The organism is Sphingomonas sp. UYAg733, from assembly GCF_054057355.1.
This window is the reverse complement of record NZ_JBSRZE010000001.1, coordinates 215,630-232,841: the sequence shown is the minus strand read 5'-3', so window position 1 is coordinate 232,841 and position 17,212 is coordinate 215,630. Positions and strand designations below refer to the sequence as shown.

Annotated in this window: 16 protein-coding genes; 8 read left to right on the top strand and 8 right to left on the bottom strand. The window is 65.5% G+C overall.

Features of this window, described 5'->3' with window-relative positions; genetic code table 11:
• Window positions 1-8 precede the first annotated feature (8 nt).
• The 5 genes from nadB to ACVWZA_RS01210 all read left to right on the top strand — a co-directional run bounded on the left by nadB (window position 9) and on the right by ACVWZA_RS01210 (window position 8,018).
• Complete coding sequence (gene nadB, locus ACVWZA_RS01230; protein ID WP_457309333.1) at window positions 9-1,613, top strand: L-aspartate oxidase; 1,605 nt, start codon at window positions 9-11, stop codon at window positions 1,611-1,613.
• A gap of 229 nt (window positions 1,614-1,842) precedes the next feature.
• Window positions 1,843-2,901: a serine hydrolase gene (locus ACVWZA_RS01225; protein ID WP_457310039.1), complete on the top strand. Its 1,059-nt coding sequence runs from the start codon at window positions 1,843-1,845 to the stop codon at window positions 2,899-2,901.
• Between the two features lie 55 nt (window positions 2,902-2,956).
• Window positions 2,957-3,673, top strand: a complete 717-nt coding sequence (locus ACVWZA_RS01220) for a 2OG-Fe(II) oxygenase (RefSeq protein ID WP_457309332.1) — start codon at window positions 2,957-2,959, stop codon at window positions 3,671-3,673.
• 74 nt (window positions 3,674-3,747) lie between these two features.
• The gene (polA, locus tag ACVWZA_RS01215; protein ID WP_457309331.1) at window positions 3,748-6,501 is read left to right on the top strand and encodes a DNA polymerase I; all 2,754 of its coding nucleotides are present in this window, start codon (window positions 3,748-3,750) and stop codon (window positions 6,499-6,501) included.
• The gene (locus tag ACVWZA_RS01210) at window positions 6,498-8,018 is read left to right on the top strand and encodes a lipopolysaccharide biosynthesis protein (protein WP_457309330.1); all 1,521 of its coding nucleotides are present in this window, start codon (window positions 6,498-6,500) and stop codon (window positions 8,016-8,018) included. The genes polA and ACVWZA_RS01210 overlap by 4 nt, the downstream gene beginning before the upstream one ends.
• A 7-nt stretch (window positions 8,019-8,025) precedes the next feature.
• Here the strand turns inward: ACVWZA_RS01210 and ACVWZA_RS01205 are convergent, their stop codons facing one another.
• From ACVWZA_RS01205 to ACVWZA_RS01185, 5 genes are read right to left on the bottom strand one after another with little or no spacing between them, the layout of a single operon-like run.
• Entirely contained in the window at window positions 8,026-8,424 is a 399-nt protein-coding gene (locus ACVWZA_RS01205) for a putative immunity protein (RefSeq protein ID WP_457309329.1), read from the bottom strand.
• 50 nt (window positions 8,425-8,474) lie between these two features.
• Entirely contained in the window at window positions 8,475-10,058 is a 1,584-nt protein-coding gene (gene purH, locus ACVWZA_RS01200) for a bifunctional phosphoribosylaminoimidazolecarboxamide formyltransferase/IMP cyclohydrolase (RefSeq protein WP_457309328.1), read from the bottom strand.
• Window positions 10,059-10,077: 19 nt separating this feature from the next.
• The gene (locus tag ACVWZA_RS01195) at window positions 10,078-11,808 is read right to left on the bottom strand and encodes a heparinase II/III family protein (RefSeq protein WP_457309327.1); all 1,731 of its coding nucleotides are present in this window, start codon (window positions 11,806-11,808) and stop codon (window positions 10,078-10,080) included.
• Window positions 11,809-12,468, bottom strand: a complete 660-nt coding sequence (rpe, locus tag ACVWZA_RS01190) for a ribulose-phosphate 3-epimerase (protein ID WP_457309326.1) — start codon at window positions 12,466-12,468, stop codon at window positions 11,809-11,811. It lies immediately after the preceding gene.
• A 44-nt stretch (window positions 12,469-12,512) separates the two neighbouring features.
• Window positions 12,513-13,796 carry an RsmB/NOP family class I SAM-dependent RNA methyltransferase gene (locus tag ACVWZA_RS01185; RefSeq protein WP_457309325.1) on the bottom strand — a complete coding sequence of 428 codons (1,284 nt, stop codon included), beginning with the start codon at window positions 13,794-13,796 and terminating at the stop codon, window positions 12,513-12,515.
• 203 nt (window positions 13,797-13,999) lie between these two features.
• Here ACVWZA_RS01185 and ACVWZA_RS01180 point away from each other — a divergent pair, with 203 nt between their 5' ends.
• From ACVWZA_RS01180 to ACVWZA_RS01170, 3 genes are read left to right on the top strand one after another with little or no spacing between them, the layout of a single operon-like run.
• Entirely contained in the window at window positions 14,000-14,170 is a 171-nt protein-coding gene (locus ACVWZA_RS01180) for a DUF1674 domain-containing protein (RefSeq protein ID WP_457309324.1), read from the top strand.
• Between the two features lie 41 nt (window positions 14,171-14,211).
• Complete coding sequence (locus ACVWZA_RS01175) at window positions 14,212-14,421, top strand: hypothetical protein (protein WP_457309323.1); 210 nt, start codon at window positions 14,212-14,214, stop codon at window positions 14,419-14,421.
• 26 nt (window positions 14,422-14,447) lie between these two features.
• Window positions 14,448-14,633, top strand: coding sequence for a hypothetical protein (locus ACVWZA_RS01170; RefSeq protein WP_457309322.1), 186 nt, complete (start codon window positions 14,448-14,450; stop codon window positions 14,631-14,633).
• Between the two features lie 20 nt (window positions 14,634-14,653).
• Here ACVWZA_RS01170 and ACVWZA_RS01165 read toward each other — a convergent pair whose 3' ends face one another.
• From ACVWZA_RS01165 to tsaD, 3 genes are read right to left on the bottom strand one after another with little or no spacing between them, the layout of a single operon-like run.
• Window positions 14,654-15,190 carry a DUF1697 domain-containing protein gene (locus tag ACVWZA_RS01165; protein ID WP_457309321.1) on the bottom strand — a complete coding sequence of 179 codons (537 nt, stop codon included), beginning with the start codon at window positions 15,188-15,190 and terminating at the stop codon, window positions 14,654-14,656.
• Window positions 15,187-16,161 (bottom strand): NAD(P)H-dependent glycerol-3-phosphate dehydrogenase, encoded by a 975-nt coding sequence (locus ACVWZA_RS01160; RefSeq protein WP_457309320.1) that lies wholly within the window; start codon window positions 16,159-16,161, stop codon window positions 15,187-15,189. Before ACVWZA_RS01160 ends, ACVWZA_RS01165 begins: the two co-directional genes overlap by 4 nt.
• Window positions 16,162-16,171: 10 nt before the next feature.
• Window positions 16,172-17,206 (bottom strand): tRNA (adenosine(37)-N6)-threonylcarbamoyltransferase complex transferase subunit TsaD, encoded by a 1,035-nt coding sequence (tsaD, locus tag ACVWZA_RS01155; protein ID WP_457309319.1) that lies wholly within the window; start codon window positions 17,204-17,206, stop codon window positions 16,172-16,174.
• Window positions 17,207-17,212: the final 6 nt, after the last annotated feature.

Below are 17,212 nucleotides of genomic sequence, written 5' to 3'. Positions count from 1 at the left end.
AGAGTGACTTGTCCGGCACCGACCATCAAAGCGACGTCCTGATCATCGGCTCCGGCGCGGCCGGGCTGACCGCCGCGCTCAATCTCGCCGACCGGTTCAAGGTGACGGTGCTCGCCAAGGGCGGGCTCAACGAGGGGTCGACCGCCTGGGCGCAAGGCGGGATCGCCGCAGTACTCGAACCCGGCGATACGTTCGAAAGCCATATCGAGGATACGATGATCGCAGGCGCCGGCCTCAACGATCGCGCCACGGTCGAGTTCGTGGTCGAAAGTGCGCCTGCAGCGATCGAACAACTCGCGGCTTTGGGTGTCCCGTTCAACATGGATGGCGACGCCCGGCACCTGACCCGCGAAGGCGGGCACAGCCATCGCCGCATCGTCCATGTCGATGACGCGACGGGCTGGGCGGTGCAGGAAGCGCTGCAGCGTGCCGCTGCCGAACATCCCAACATCACTTTGGTCCCCGATATGGTCGCGATCGACCTGGCCACCGGGCGGCACGAGGAACGCTATTCGGGTTCCGGCCATGTGTGGGGCGTCTATGCCGTCAACCGCGCGACCGGTCGGGTCGAGCTCTACACCGCCCGCGCGACGATCCTAGCGACGGGTGGCGCAGGGCGAACCTATCTCTTCTCTACCGCGCCCAGGGGCGCGACCGGCGACGGTATCGCGATGGCGTGGCGCGCGGGATGCCGCGTGTCGAACATGGAATTCATGCAGTTCCACCCGACCTGCCTGTACAATCTCGAGGTCAAGAATTTCCTTATTACCGAAGCGGTGCGCGGTGAGGGCGGTCATTTGTTGATCCCCGGCGCCGATGGAAAAGGTGGGGGCTATCGCTTCATGCCCGATTTCGATGCGCGCGCCGAACTCGCGCCGCGCGACATCGTGGCGCGCGCGATCGACCATGAAATCAAGCGGCTCGGGCTCGATTATGTCCATCTCGATATCAGCCACAAAGGCGCCGATTTCGTGAAAGAGCATTTCCCCAACATCTACGAAAAGCTGCTCGGCCTCGGCATCGACATGACCAAGGATCCGATTCCGGTCGTGCCCGCGCAGCATTATACCTGTGGTGGGGTGGTCATCGATCTTGACGGCAAGACGGATCTGCCTGGGCTTTATGCCGCCGGCGAGTGCAGTGAATCCGGCCTGCACGGCGCCAACCGTCTCGCCTCAAACTCGCTGCTCGAATGTTTCGTGTTCGGCGAGGCGGCGGCGAAGCATATCAACGCGCATTGGGACGAACTGCCCGCACCGCCGCCGATCCGCGCCTGGGACGAAAGTCGGGTCGAGGATTCGGACGAGGAAGTCGTTATCAAGCAGAACTGGACCGAGATCCGCCGCTTCATGTGGAACTATGTCGGCATCGTCCGCACCACCAAGAGACTTGAGCGCGCGCAGCATCGCATCCGTCTGCTGACCGAGGAAGTGAATGATTATTATGGACATTTCCGTGTCACGCCGGACCTGATCGAGCTGCGCAACCTGCTTCAGACCGCCGACCTGATCGTGCGCTCGGCGTTGCACCGCCATGAATCGCGCGGACTGCATTACACCCTCGATTATCCCGAAATGCTGCCCGAAGCGATCGACACGGTTCTGATCCCGTGAAAAGTCGCGTGGAGAGTCAGTGGCTTGCCCTGGATAGTTACGCGACCGCCCCATCGCGTATCAGCGGCGCTTCACCGCAATCTTGCCCATCAGGGATTTCGCAACAAGATTATGGTTATAAGGTTACATGCTCGGGGGCGGGGCATCATGTGTGACTGAACAACTCTTTACTTCTGGCGTGTTGAATTCGGGGTGGGGCCGATTGGCGGCGGTCGCGTTCGTCGCTGTATTGGCCGCGTCGTGCAGTACCGCCATACCCCAGTCGCGCCCCCAACCACGTGTCGCTGCCGCGCGCGCGACGGCGCCGGTGCCAGCACCCTATCAAGTCGTCGTTCCCGTTCCACCATCGGCCCCCCTTGCGGTGACCGCGCCACAGGCGTTGGTCGCCAACATTGAAGCACTTGGCCGTGGCTTCAACGGTCGGGTCGGCATCGCGGTGCGCTCGATCGACAGCGGCTGGAGCGTGCAGAGCAATGGCGGCATCCTCCTGCCGCAGCAGAGCGTGAGCAAGCTGTGGGTGGCGATGACGGTGCTCGACCTGCGCGATTCGGGGCGGCTCAAGCTAGACGATCCGGTCACGGTCAAGCCGGAGGATCTGACGCTGTTCCATCAGCCGATCGCTGCGCTGGTCAAGGCCGAGGGTTATCAGACGACGATCGGCGGATTGCTGCAGCGTGCGCTGACGATGAGCGATAATACCGCTAACGACCGGCTGCTGCGTTATGTCGGCGGCCCGCGCGCGGTGCGCGCATTCATCGAGCGCAACCAGCTCGGCGATATCCGCTTCGGCCCCGGCGAGCGGTTATTGCAGGCCAAGACAGCCGGGCTCGCCTGGAAGCCCGAATATGCCTTTGGCAACGCCTTCACCCGCGCGCGGGCGAGCCTGCCGCAGACCGCGCGGCTGGAGGCGTTCGAAAACTATATCACCGACCCGCCCGACGGCGCCGCGCCGATGGCGATCGCCGGTGCACTGGCCAAGCTCAAGCAAGGCCGGCTGCTTTCGCCCGATTCGACCAGCTATCTGATCGGCACGATGGAATCGTCCAAGACGGGCAAGATGCGGCTGCGCGGCGCGGTGCCACAGGGCTGGACGTTCGGACACAAGACCGGCACCGGCCAGGACCTTGCCGGACGTACAGCGGGGTATAATGATGTCGGCCTGCTGATGGCGCCCGACGGCAAGAGCTACGCCCTTGCGGTAATGATCGGCGACACGCCCAAATCGATCCCCGAACGCCAGGCGCTGATGCAGGCCGTCGTTGCGGCGGTGGTGGTCAACCACCACTAGTTCGAGCGCAAGCGGCGGGGTGGCGTGCGGCGGGCGCCGTGCGATTCCGGCCGTCATGGACTGTAAAGAGATCGAAGCGCGGATCGCCGTACAGGATTGGCCCGGGACGGACGCCGCACTCGATGCGGGCGGCTGTGCGCTGTTGCCCGGCCTGCTCGATGCCGAAGCCTGTGCCGCCATCGCCGCCAGCTATGACGACGACGCGCTGTTCCGCAGCCGGATCGTCATGGCACGGCACGGCTTTGGCCGCGGCGCTTATGGCTATTTCGCTTATCCGTTGCCGCCGGTCGTCGCGACGTTGCGCGCGGCGCTGTATCCGCGGCTGCAGCCGATCGCCAATAGATGGGCCGGGCGGCTGGGAAGCAATGTCCGCTTCCCCGACGATCATGACGACTTCCTTGGGCGGTGCCACGCGGCGGGACAAAGGCGACCGACGCCCTTGCTCCTGCGCTACGGGGCCGGCGATTATAACTGCCTGCATCAGGATCTGTATGGCGAGCATGTCTTCCCGCTGCAGATCGCCATCCTGCTGTCGCGGCCGCTACTGGATTTCACCGGCGGCGATTTCGTGCTGACCGAGCAACGCCCACGCATGCAGTCGCGCGTCGAGGTGGTGCCGCTCCAGCAGGGCGACGCGGTGGCCTTCGCGGTCAACCATCGTCCGGTGCGCGGCGGGCGCGGCGATTACCGCGTGACGATGCGCCACGGCGTCGCCACCTTGCGCTCGGGTGCGCGGCACACATTGGGGATCATCTTCCACGACGCCGCCTGAGCATCGAAACGGATGTCGGCCAAGGGACTAGCTAAAGGCTTTGTGCCGTCCGCTGGTTGGGCTATTCCCCCGCCATGCCTCATCTCTATCTTGTCGATGGTTCCGGTTATATCTTCCGTGCCTATCACCGGCTGCCGCCGCTGACCAATATCCATGGCGAGCCGGTCGGGGCGGTCTATGGTTACACCACGATGCTGTGGAAGCTCGTCGACGAACTACATAAGGCCGACGGCCCGACGCACATGGCGGTGATTCTCGACAAATCGAGCCACACCTTCCGCAACGAATTATACGACAAATACAAGGCACAGCGGCCGCCGCCACCCGAGGACCTGGTCCCGCAATTTCCCATGATCCGCGACGCGACGCGCGCTTTTTCGCTGCCGTGCATCGAGACCGAGGGGCTGGAAGCGGACGATATCATCGCCTGTTATTCGAAAGCGGCGCTGGCGCAGGGCTGGCTGGTCACGATCGTCAGTTCCGACAAGGATCTGATGCAGCTGATCGAGCCGGGGCTCGACCTGTACGACACGATGAACAACCGGCGGCTCGGGCCCGAGCATGTCCAGGAGAAATTCGGGGTCGGGCCAGAGCGACTCGGTGACGTGCTCGCACTGATGGGCGATAGTGTCGACAATGTCCCGGGTGTGACCGGGGTCGGTCCGAAGACAGCGTCCAAGCTGATCAACGAACATGGCGATCTGGAGGCCGTGCTGGCCGCCGCGCCGTCGATGAAGCCGGGCAAACTGCGCGACAATCTGATCGAGCAGGCCGATATGGCGCGATTGAGCCGCGTGCTGGTCGAACTGAAATGCGATGTGCCGTTGCCCGAGCCGCTCGACGATCTGGTCCTGCAGGGCATTCCCGATGCGCCGCTGCGTGCGTTCCTCGAACATCACGGCTTCAAATCACTGATCGCCAAGCTATCGGCGGTGGCCGATGCGCCGGTCGAGGCACCGAAGACGGTACCACTCGTTGAGGACCCGCCGTGCGACCATGATGGGTACGAGACGGTGATCGATACGGCCGCACTCGACGACTGGATCGCCGCAGCACAGCACCAGGGCTGGATCGCTATCGATACCGAGACCACCGGGGTCGATGCCACACGCGCCGAACTGGTCGGGGTGAGCATGGCGCTGCAGCCCAACCGGGCCTGTTACATCCCGCTCGCGCATGGCGGCACCGACATGTTCGCCGAGGTACCGGTGCAGATCGACCGCACTGTCGCACTCGCGAAGCTCAAGACCTTGTTCGAGGATTCGAGCGTCCTGAAGATCGGGCACAATCTTAAATATGACATGATCGTGCTCGGCCGCGCTGGCCTGGACGTCGCGCCATTTGACGACACGATCGTGATGAGCTTCGATCTCGATGCGGGTCTGCACGGGCACGGCATGGATGAACTGGCCGCGACGCACCTGTCGCACAGCTGCATCGCATTCAAGGACGTGGTCGGCACCGGCAAGACGCAGCGCGGCTTTGCCGAGATCGATCTAAAGGCGGCCACGCGCTATGCCGCTGAGGATGCCGATGTGACCTTGCGGTTATGGCGGCGGTTCAAGCCGCGCCTGCCGGCGGAACAGGTCACACGGGTCTATGAGATGGTCGATCGCCCGCTGATCCCGGTGATCGCACAGATGGAGCGGCATGGCATCAAGGTCGATGCGGCGAAACTGTCGCAACTCTCAACCGAGTTCGCACACCAGATGGGCGCGCTTGAGGTAGAGATCCATGCGCTGGCCGGCGGTGCCTTCACCATCGGTAGCCCCAAGCAACTGGGCGATGTGCTGTTCGAGCGCATGGGCATCAAGGGCGGCCGCAAGGGCAAGTCCGGAATCTATTCGACCGACGTCAACGAGCTCGAACGGATTGCCGCCGACAAGGATTCCCCGGGCAAGGACATCGCGCGCAAAGTGCTCGACTGGCGCCAGCTGTCCAAGCTGAAATCGACCTATACCGATGCGCTGCAGGCGCAGATCAACCCGGCGACGGGTCGCGTGCATACCAGCTATTCCCTGACCGGCGCGCAGACCGGGCGGCTCTCGTCGACCGACCCGAACCTGCAGAACATCCCGATCCGCACCGAGGTCGGACGGCAGATCCGCGACGCCTTTGTCGCCGAGCCGGGCAATGTCCTGCTCGCCGCCGATTATTCGCAGATCGAGCTGCGCCTCGCCGCGCATATGGCCGACGTCCCCGCACTGAAGGCGGCGTTCGCCAATGGCGACGACATCCACAGCCTGACCGCGCAGGAATTGTTCGGCGAGGTGAACCGCGACACGCGTGGCCGTGCCAAGACGATCAACTTCGCGATCCTCTATGGCATCAGTCGCTGGGGCCTGGCCGGCCGGCTCGACGTTACCGCGGAGGAGGCGCAAGCGATGATCGACCGCTATTTCGAGCGCTTCCCCGGGATCAGCAACTATATCGTCCAGACCACCGAAGGCGTGCGCGAGACCGGCTATACGACCACCCTGTTCGGCCGGAAGACGCACTTTCCGCGTATCAAATCAAAGATCCAGCATGAGCGCCAGGGCGCCGAGCGCGCGGCGATCAACGCGCCGATCCAGGGCACCAGCGCCGACATCATCAAGCGCGCGATGGCGCGGATGGGGCCGGCCTTGCTCGAAGCAGGGCTGCCCAATGTGCGCATGCTGTTGCAGGTGCATGACGAACTGGTGTTCGAGCTGCCCGAAAATGATGTCGAAGCGGCAAAATCGGTGATCGAGCGTGTCATGGCGACCGCCGCCGAACCGGCGGTGTTGCTGAGCGTGCCGCTCCGCATCGAGATCGGAACCGGGAAGAGCTGGGGCGCGGCACATTGACCACAGCGACGGGCGACATCGATGATCTCAACGCGCTCGCCAAGGGTGGGCGGACCAACATCATCGGGTTCCTGCTGCGGCTTGCAGCGCGCTTGCCCTTCCTGTTCATCGCCGGCCGCGTCTATGGCCCGGAGACGGTCGGGCGGTTTGCGATCGCCGTGGTGGTGGTCGAGCTCGCCGCACTGCTTGCGACGCTCGGGCTGAAGCGCGGCCTGGCACAGGCATTGTCCGATACCGAGCGCCCGCATGTCCATGTCGTGTGGGACGCGATGGCGGTGGCCTTTGTCGTCTCGCTGATCGCCAGCGCGATGCTGATCCTGTTTCCCGAAGTGATGTACCCCAATACGCCGATCACCGGGATGGACCGGTGGCTGCCGTGCATCATCTTCGCCGCCGCCTGGTCGGATGTCAGCCTTGCCGCGCTCGCCTATCGTCGCAACGTCAAGGCGACGGTGACCGCGCGAGCGATCGTGGAGCCGTGGACGATCAGCGCCGCAGCCTGGGCCTTCTCCTTCTATTCGCTGCGCGATGGGCTGGTCCTGTCCTACATCCTTTCGATGGCCGCGGCACTGGTCGCGTCGCTGATCCCGTTCGTGCGCAGCTATGGCATCCCGCATGGCTGGAAACCGCGCGTGCGCCCACTACTCGCGCTGGCCGGGCGCAACATGCCACTGGCCGGCGCCGATGCGGTCGAATGGGGCACGCGCAACGTCGATCGCTTCATCCTGGGCGTGATGTTTGAACCCAAGGTGGTCGGCATCTATTATATGGCACAGCAGGTCGCTTCGATCCCGGCCAAGCTCAAAACCAGTTTCGACCCGATCCTCGGCCCCGTTGTCACCACCGCGCTCGCGCGCGACGACCGCGAGGCGGTGGCGGCCCAAGTCAAGCAGGTCGGCTTCTGGATCATGGCGGCGCAAGTCGGACTCGCGCTGATGGGGTCAATCCCCGGCGAAGCGGTAATGGGCGTGGTCGGGCCCCAATTCGTCGCCGGCACGGCGGCGCTCGCCTTCTTGTTATCAGCAGAGGCGGCCGCATCGACGGGCGCGGTGTGCGAGAGCGCACTGGTCTATATCGCGCGGCTGAAGAACCTGCTGATCTCGCTCGGCATGCTGTGTTTCCAGATCGCGCTCAGCTTCGCGCTGATCTTAGCAATCCGAAATGAAGGCTGGCCGGTCAATTATCAGGCGGCGGGTCCGGCGATCGCGCTGCTGCTGTCGGTCAGCCTGACCTCGGTGATTAAATCGAAATTCCTGTCGCGCCTGCTTGGCGCGGGCGTCGCCGGCTGGCGCTGGCCGTTGCTATGGGCGGCGCTGGCCGCCGGGCTGGTCGGCAGCGCCTTCACCGCACTGCCCAAAAGCTATGAATGGGCGGAGGCGGCGATCGGCATCCCCGCGATCTGCGCGACCTATTTGTTCGTGCTTTTCAAATGGGCGTTCGGCCCGTCGGATCGCGCGCTGTTTCGCAAGATTCCCAAAGCGGGCCCCGAATCGGCCGAGGGCGCGCTGCCGGTCTAGGCCGGCGCTAACGGCTCGTTATCTCGGCGTCCTTCGCCGCGATTGCCTTGGCCGCATAGGCGGGAACGGCTGCTGCGTGGGTTGGTACATGCCATGTCGCCACAGCATGGCCTGCCGCGCGCGCCGCGAACCGGGCCGCTGATGATGAAGCTTCGCGTGCGGCGGCGTGGGATCCGAGCGAAAGCTTGCGCACCTCGGCCAGGCTGAGTTCGCGCTGTCCGGTTGCCCAGTTGCGGATCGCGTCGATCGCCATGCGCGGTCGGCCGTCGTTCGGGTGCGCAGCTTCGAACAGCAGCAAAACGGCTTCCGCTTCGCATGTCGCGGCCAAGGCAACATCCCGGTGTCGGTCCGAGTTGCGCTGGATGGGTTGCCGATCACCGGAGTCCGTGGGGCCTTCCACCGTCATCCCGAACCCGCCTCTCGATCTGCTGCCTGTTATATGAAGGCCGATCTGACTTAGTGCCGGAAGTGGCGCATGCCGGTGAAGACCATCGCCAGGCCCGCCTCATCCGCCGCCGCAATAACTTCGTCGTCACGGATCGAACCGCCGGGCTGAATGATCGCGGTCGCGCCCGCCTCGACCGCGGCGAGCAGGCCGTCGGCGAAGGGGAAGAAGGCGTCCGAAGCAACCGCCGAGCCGATCGTGCGCGGCGTCGTCCAGCCCGCCTTGTCCGCCGCATCTTTCGCCTTCCAGGCGGCGATGCGCGCAGATTCGAGGCGATTCATCTGGCCCGCGCCGATCCCGGCGGTCGAACCGTCCTTGGCGTAGACGATCGCGTTCGACTTGACGTGCTTGGCGACGGTCCAGGCAAAGCGGCAGTCGGCCAGTTCCGTCGGGGTCGGTGCGCGCTGCGTCACCACTTGCAGTTCCGGCGTGACGCCATTGTCACGCGTCTGGACCAGCCAGCCGCCGGTGATCGACTTTGCCTGCAACCCGGTCCGCATCGCATCGGGCAGGTCGCCGGTGAGCAGCAGGCGCAGATTCTTCTTAGCCGCGAAGATCGCCAGCGCCGCTTCATCGGCATCGGGGGCGACGACCACTTCGGTGAAGATGCCCGAGATCGCCCGCGCGGTCGCTTCGTCGAGCCGGCGGTTGAGCGCGATGATGCCACCAAAGGCCGATACCGTGTCGCACGCGAAGGCGGCGGCATAGGCCTCTTCCAATGTCGGAGCCGAAGCGACCCCACACGGGTTGGCATGCTTGACGATCACCACCGACGGCGCGGCGTCGCGAAACTCGGCGATCAGTTCAAGCGCAGCATCGGCATCGTTGAGGTTATTATAGCTCAGTTCCTTGCCCTGCACCTGCCGCGCCTGGCCGATACCACGCGCGTGCGGGGCGATCGCGGTGTAGAAAGCAGCGGACTGGTGCGGGTTTTCGCCATAGCGCAGCGATGCGCTGCGCTTGAGCGTGATCGGCAGCGTTTCCGGGAAAGCCTCGCCCTGATCGGCGAAACCGAACCAGCTGGCGATCATGCCGTCATAAGCCGCGGTCGCGGCAAAGGCGCGCGCGGCAAGCCGCTTACGCAAATCGATCGTCGTCGCGCCGCCCGATGCATCCATTTCCGATATAAGTTCGGTATAGTCGGCCGGATCGGTGACGATCGCGACGAATGCATGGTTCTTGGCTGCCGAGCGCACCATCGACGGGCCGCCGATATCGATATTCTCGATGATCTCCGGCCGGTCGGCGCCCTTCGCGACGGTCTGCGCGAACGGGTAGAGGTTGACGATCACCAGATCGATCGCGCCGATATCATGTTCGGCCATCGAGGCGACATGCGCGGGATCGTCGCGCACCGCGAGCAACCCGCCATGGACCTTGGGGTGGAGCGTCTTGACCCGACCGTCCATCATTTCGGGAAAACCGGTCAGGTCACTGATGTCCCGCACCGCGAGCCCCGCATCACGTAGCGTTTTGGCGGTGCCGCCGGTCGAAACCAGTTCGACGCCGTGACGAGCCAGCGCCTGGCCGAGATCGATGATGCCGGTCTTGTCCGACACCGAAAGCAGGGCGCGGCGGATGGGAATGCTGGTCATGTCGGCTCCGGAAAAAAGATCAGTTGGCGCGTTTGAATGCCCAGTTGACGCTGGACCCGCCAGCGGGGGAGTCGCCTGTGATGACGAGCTGGGAAGTCGATTGTGGGCGGCCCTCGGCGTCGATCCACAAACTGTCCTCGATCGCCAGCGTCCCGCCACGGCAACGATACTGCCACAGCGCCCCACCGGGCATACGCAACAACGCGGCCATGCCATCGGCGGTCGGCGAGACCTGTACGCCCTGGCCGAGATGGAAGCGAATCGCAAAGGCGGTCGCAGCGGTCTTGCGGCGCTTACCCTCGGGGAGCAGCAAATCCTCGCCACGCAGTTCGCGGCCATTGCCGGTCAGCACCAGCTGGCGGCGATGGACGAAGCCGAAGCGCCGCGCATAGCCGTCATGGCTCGCCTCGATCCGGCTACCGGCATCGCTCTCCTGCCGCGCCAGTTCGACCTCGGCGACACCGCGCCCAAGCGTGCCATCGGGATGGATCGCGGTAGAATTGCTATCGCCGACGATCAGTGTCGAATGCGCGGCGGTGGTACGCAGTCCATCGGCAAGCGCAGCGGGCAGTTGCACCACGGCGGTGCGCGCGCCGCCGCAATTGACCACCAGCCGGTGCGGGCCGTCGGAGAATTCGAACGCGAGGGTCGAGGCGCAACCGCCCTCGACCAGCCGCGCCACGGGCGGCGGTGCCGCATCCATGATCAGTACCGCCGAACCAGCGGCGAGACGTTGATAGCCCCAGTCGCGCGCCTGGCGCAGCGATCGTGCGCGCACCCCTGTCGCTTCGATGATCTGCGCGAGCGTCTCACCCGACACCGCACCGCCGCCTTGCCAGCTCGACAATCCTTTGTCGCCATGACAGACACCGAGCAGCGCCGGGACCATGCGGTTGAGCACTTCGAGCAACGCGGCGGGCGGTTCCAGCCGGCGCGAGTCATAGGTTTCGCGCAGCATCGTCAGCAGCATGATGATGTCGAGCTGTGCGAGCGGTGAGCGGGCGACACTGCCGCCGTCGTCGAACACCGACGCCGACAGCGCCCTGACCAGCGCCGCCTCGGTCGACGAGCGGCGCGCATCGCCGCCGGCGATCAACAGTCCCGCCGCAACCACACCGCACAAGGCGGCGATGCGTGGCGCGCCGGGCGCCATCTTCTCCGCGCTGCGATCGATATGCCGTGCGCCGCGCGCGAGCGTATTGAGCAGCCGGCTCCGATAAACCAGGTCGGTCGACGACAGGACCAGCGGCGCGTGTGCGGTCCAGAACAGAATGCGCCGGCCCCAGAGATCGGCGCGCCAGGCCGGCTCGCTGACCGTGTCGGCATGTACATCGAGCCAGCGGCGCATCAGCCCCTCCGCGATCGGCGTCGCCTGCGCGCGCGTCGCAACCGTCGACAGATCACGCAGCCAGGCGAAGCTTTGCACATGGTCGCCAAGCGCGCGAGAATAGTCGGGCTTGCTCAGGTTGATCGCATCGATCGGCCGAATTTCTCCGCGAAAACTGAGCTTGCCCTCAAGCAGCGCCTGCCCGCGCTTCACATCGCCGAGGAAAGGGTCGTCGGGCACCGCAATCAGCTTGAGCGGATGCCGGCCCTTCAATTTCAGCCCATGGATCGGCGTGCGCCAGGTCAGACGGTGGAGCCGTTCGGCGAGGCGTTCGGACAGCGACAACCCCTTGTCGCCGCCCAGCCTGATCAGCCGCTTGCCTTCATCGATCCCATCTTTGCCGGGCTCGCTCGGATCGCTCACTCAGCCTCTCAATGCCGCGATATTGTCGGCATAGGCGGTTGGCCCTCCGCGAAAGGTCGCGGTGCCAGCGACCAGCACATCTGCGCCCGCCGCGATCGCGCGCGGGGCGGTGGCGCGGTCAATGCCGCCATCGACCTCGAGATCGACGGTCAGGCCGGCCTTGTCGATCATCTTGCGGATCGCCTCGATCTTGCGCAGCTGGCTTTCGATGAAGCTCTGCCCGCCGAAACCGGGATTAACGCTCATCACCAACACTAGGTCAACCTCCTCGAGCAGATAGTCGAGCGCCTTGGCCGGAGTCTGCGGGGTCAGCACCACGCCGGCGCGCTTGCCGAGGCTGCGGATGCGCTGGATCGTGCGATGGGTATGCGCGCCCGCCTCGACATGGACGCTGATCGTGTCTGCGCCCGCTTCGGCGAAATCCTCAAGGAAAGCGTCGACCGGTGCGATCATCAGATGGACGTCGAGCGGCTTGGTGGTGTGTGGGCGCAATGCCTTCACCACCGCCGGGCCAATCGTGATGTTGGGCACGAAATGGCCATCCATGACATCGACATGAATCCAGTCGGCGCCGGCAGCGTCGATCGCGCGCACCTCCTCACCGAGCCGGGCGAAATCGGCGGACAGGATCGAAGGGGCGATACGGACAGGATGTTGCATGACCGGACCCTCTAGCACGACCGACTCGGCCCGCAAGGTATGGATCAGATAGCGCGCCTCATCCGCGCCATGAAAAACCCGTCACAGCCGCCCTGATCGGCAAGCGCGCCGGGCAAGGTGCGCAGATATCCCTCGGCATGCGCGGTCAGGCCGCCCGGCAATTCTTCCTGACGGATCGGATCGACCGCATAGTCGCTGCGCGTGCCGAGGAAGCGTTTGAACTGCTTCTCACCCTCGGCCGGCTCGAGCGAACAGGTCGCATAGACCAGCAACCCGCCGGGCCGAACCCAGTCGGCAGCACGCGCCAACATCTTCTCCTGCAGCGCGGCCATTTCGGAAATCTGCGAGGGGCGGATGCGGTGCAGTACGTCGGGATGGCGGCGGAAAATGCCGGTCGCGCTGCACGGCGCATCAAGCAGCACCGCATCGGCCAGCGCCGGTGGCGACCATTTGAGGACATCGGCCGCGATGACATCCGCCGACAATTTCGTCCGCGCTAGGTTGTCGTGAAGTCGCGCCAGACGACTTTCCGCGCTGTCGACCGAGGTCACCTGCCAGCCCGCACTTGCCAGCTGCATGGTCTTGCCGCCGGGCGCGGCGCACAGGTCGAGCACGGCCCCGGTGCCGCGACCGATCAACCGTGCGGGTAGCGAAGCAGCGATATCCTGCACCCACCATGCGCCTACTTCGAATCCGGGCAGTTCGGGGACATGGCCGCTCGGCAGGCGCACATGGCCGGGCATCAGCGACACGCCGCCGAGTTTTTCCGCCCACTCACCGGTCGTCGCGGGATCGGCGATGACCAGATCGAGCGGCGGCGGCGCGGCGATCGCGTGTTCGGCGCCTTCGATCGCATCGTCCCCCCACGCCGCATGCCAGCGGATCGCGACGGGATCGGGCAAGGTCGGTATTTCGGGCAAGGTCGCTCCCTGCCGCGACAAGGTGCCGAACACGCCATGGACCAGCTTGCGCGGCCCGCCATCGACCAGCGGCAGCACTGTGCTGATCGCGGCATGCGCCGGGGTGCCGAGCGCAAGCGTCTGGACGAGCGCGATACGCAGTGCCGCGCGCGCCTTGGCGTCATCGGGCAACGGCCGCGCGGTCGCGGAATCGATCAATGCATCAAGATCGGGCAAACGACGCAATGTCTCGGCGGCGATGGCATGGGCGAGCGCGCGGTCATCGGCGCGGTCGATGCCGGAGGTGGCGCGATCGAGCGCGGCCTCGAGCGGCATGCCTTGGCGAAGCACAGCATCGAGCAGCCGCAGTGCGGCGCGCCGTGCGGGAACGCCGGCAGGCTCGGGCTGGTTGGATTGAGGATGGGCCAAATCAGCGCCGGTCGAGCGAGTTGAGCGCGGCGGCGCTGATACCGCCAGGCGTGCTGCCGAGCGCCATGACGGGGGCGGTCGGTGCCACCAGCAATATCGTCGTCTTCAGCTGATTCACTTGAACCAACTCCTTTCAAGGTCGATGTGGCGTCGGGATGGCCGCGGTTCAATCGCGCGTCACCGTTCACGCAAGGGAGCAGCCCATGGCCCAGCGGCCGCCACATGTGAAGCCACCCGCCTATCTGTCGAAGAATCCGCCGGTGCCGACGCCGGACCCGAAGGGGGAAACCGAAGCGGGATCGCAAGACCCGCTCGGCCTCAACCCGGTGCGTTATGGCGACTGGGAGTTGAAGGGCATCGCGGTCGATTTCTGACCGGAAGGGAACGAATCGACGCATAGACGCGTCGAAAGGCCGTGACATTCAACACGATCATCGGCTTCGATGCCTGGCGCGTGCTGACCAGCGATGATGACGAACGCGCCGGCCTGCGCTGCATCGTGCTGCGGCTCGACATGCGGCGGGGCGTCGGCCGCGTCGATCCGCTGGTGCTCGACACCACGCTCAGCCAGTTGAACGGCCAGGGAAGCATCAGCTCCCGGCCGAGGCGCTGGCGATCACTCTGACCGGCGCGGCGCAGCAGAAGAGCCTGTTGCGCCTGCCCGGATCGGTGACCATTGCGGGCACGATCCGCGACCCCGATGTCACTATTCCACCCAAGGTGAAGTCGGTCAGCAATGTGCTGAAGGCGCTCGGACGGTCGATTACCGGCAAGCAAGGGCTCAAAGCGACCGATGCCAACTGCACCGCGCTGTCGGCGCGCGCGCTGGGCGGCTGACCTGCCAGCCTCTGCGCAAACTATTCCAGCATGATGGCGAGCCTGACCACCGTGTTCCAGTTGCGCGCCGTGGCGACCTTGGGAAACTTCGCCCTGCTCATGCCCTGGAGCAGCTTCGAATCCCGCATCTCCTGCTTGCCGATAAAATCAGTGTAGAGTTCGCGCCCGATCGCATGGAGGCGCTCGGGGCCATCATGCACTTCGGCCAATCGTCCGATCCGATCGGACGGGAACGGGTCGCGATGGAAGGTGACCAACATGTGGCTGGGATGGTCGAGCGCGGCTTCCCCGTGAGGATTGGCGTCGATGACCGCGCGGAGGTCGGCCAGGTCGCGCACCATGACGTCGGTTTTCAGGCCATGCTGCTCAAGCGCCGCTTCGAGCATCTCCTCGATTTCCAGCCCCGGCTGTTTCGCATCGAACACGACATTGCCCGAAGCGAGCAGCGTCTCGACCCGATCGAAACCGAGCCCCTCGGCGATCGTCTTGAGGTCGGCCATCAACAGCTTGCGACCGCCGAGGTTGACCCCGCGCAGCAGTGCCGCCCGGCGCTTCACGTTTCGCGCACCAAAGGCCGGGCGAGCAGCGCGCCGATAACGTCGCTCACCTTTGCGCCCTCAAGCAGGGCACAGACCGCATCGACCACCGGCATCGCCACGGCGGCGGCGACTGCGGCCTGACGTAGCACCGGCGCGGTAAACGCTCCCTCCGCCACGGTACGCCGGTCGGCGAGCATTTCACTGGAACTGCGCCCTTGCCCCAGCCCGACGCCGAGCGAGAAGTTGCGCGAACTGGTCGAAGAACAGGTCAGTACGAGGTCACCGAGCCCGGACAAGCCGGCCAATGTCTCCGCTCGCGCGCCCCGTGCCAATCCGAAGCGGGTCATCTCGGCAAAACCGCGCGCTATCAGCGCGGCACGGGCGTTCTGGCCGAGTCCCGCGCCCTCGACCACGCCACAAGCGATGGCGAGCACATTCTTGACCGCGCCACCGATCTCCGCGCCGATGACGTCATTCGACGCATAGGTGCGGAACGCCGGGCCGGCGAGGCGGTCGGCCAGCGCGGCGCCGAGCGCTTCGTCCTCGCAGGCGAGCGTAACTGCGGTCGGCTGACCGGCAGCGACTTCACGTGCGAAAGTCGGGCCCGACAGTACCGCGATCGGCGCCTGCGCATGAACCTGGCCGGCAACCTGCCCGACGAGTAATTGCGTGCCCGCCTCGATACCCTTGGCGCAGAGCACGAGCGGCGTTGCCCCGATATCAATATCGGCAAGCACCGAGCGGACATGCTGCGCGGGCACGACCACGAGCAGGGCGTCGCATGCCGACAGATCGTCGAGCGCCCCGGTGGCGTGGATATTTTCCGGCAGTGGTACGCCGGCAAGGAAGACCGGATTCTCATGGTCGGCGTTGATTGACGTCACGACGTCACCCTCGCGTGCCCAGAGTAACACGGAATCGCCGCCGCGCGCCGCGACCTGCGCCAGCGCAGTGCCCCAGGCACCACCGCCGATTACCCCTATCTTCATGGGCAGATCCTCATGCCTTCACTCCCGCGCCACGTACCGCCTCGGCTTCCGGATCGAGCGGCCAGCGCGGCCGCGCGGCGATATCGAGCGGATCGGTGAAACCGGCGCCGAAGCGTTCCGCTCCCGCCCAGGCGATCATCGCGGCATTGTCTGTGCACAGCCACAAGGGTGGCGCGACGAAGCGGAGGCCATTGGCCTTCGCCAGGCTTTCCAGCGCAGAACGCACTGCCTGATTTGCCGCGACGCCGCCCGCGACGACCAGAGCGGTCGCGCCGGGCGCATTGCCCAGCGCCTTGGTCGTGCGGTCGATCAGGCAATCGACCACCGCCGCCTGGAACGAGGCTGCGATATCCTCCGCGCTCCAATTATCCGTGTCGCGCGCGCGTGACACGGCGCTCTTCAGCCCGGCGAAGGAGAAATGCGGTTCCGCCGCGCCCTTTAGCGGCCGGGGCAGCGGCACGGCCCCGGGATTGCCGACCAGCGCCGCGCGCTCGACCGCCGGGCCGCCGGGGAAACCGAGCCCGAGCAGTTTGGCGGTCTTGTCGAACGCTTCGCCCGCGGCATCGTCGATCGTCGTGGCAATGCGACGATAGGCGCCGACGCCCTTAACCAGCAGCAACTGGCAATGCCCGCCCGAGACCAGCAGCAGCAGATAAGGAAAGTTCAGGTCGGGATCGGTCAGCCGCGGGCTAAGCGCATGGCCCTCGAGATGATTGACGGCGACCAAGGGCTTGCCTGCGGCATGCGCCAACGCCTTGCCCGTGACCAGACCGACCATGACGCCACCGATCAGGCCCGGCCCGGCGGTCGCGGCAATGGCGTCGACCTCGCTCAGCGAAACGCCGGCGTCGCCGAGCGCACCCTCGATCAGCGGCATCAGTGCCTCGACATGCGCGCGCGCGGCGATTTCCGGCACGACACCGCCATAGGGGCGATGCGCCGCTTCCTGCCCGGCAAGGCGATGCGCGAGGATGGCGCGATCGCTCGTCACAAGCGCGGCTGCGGTTTCGTCACAACTGGATTCAAGGCCGAGAATAAGCACCACGGCTTT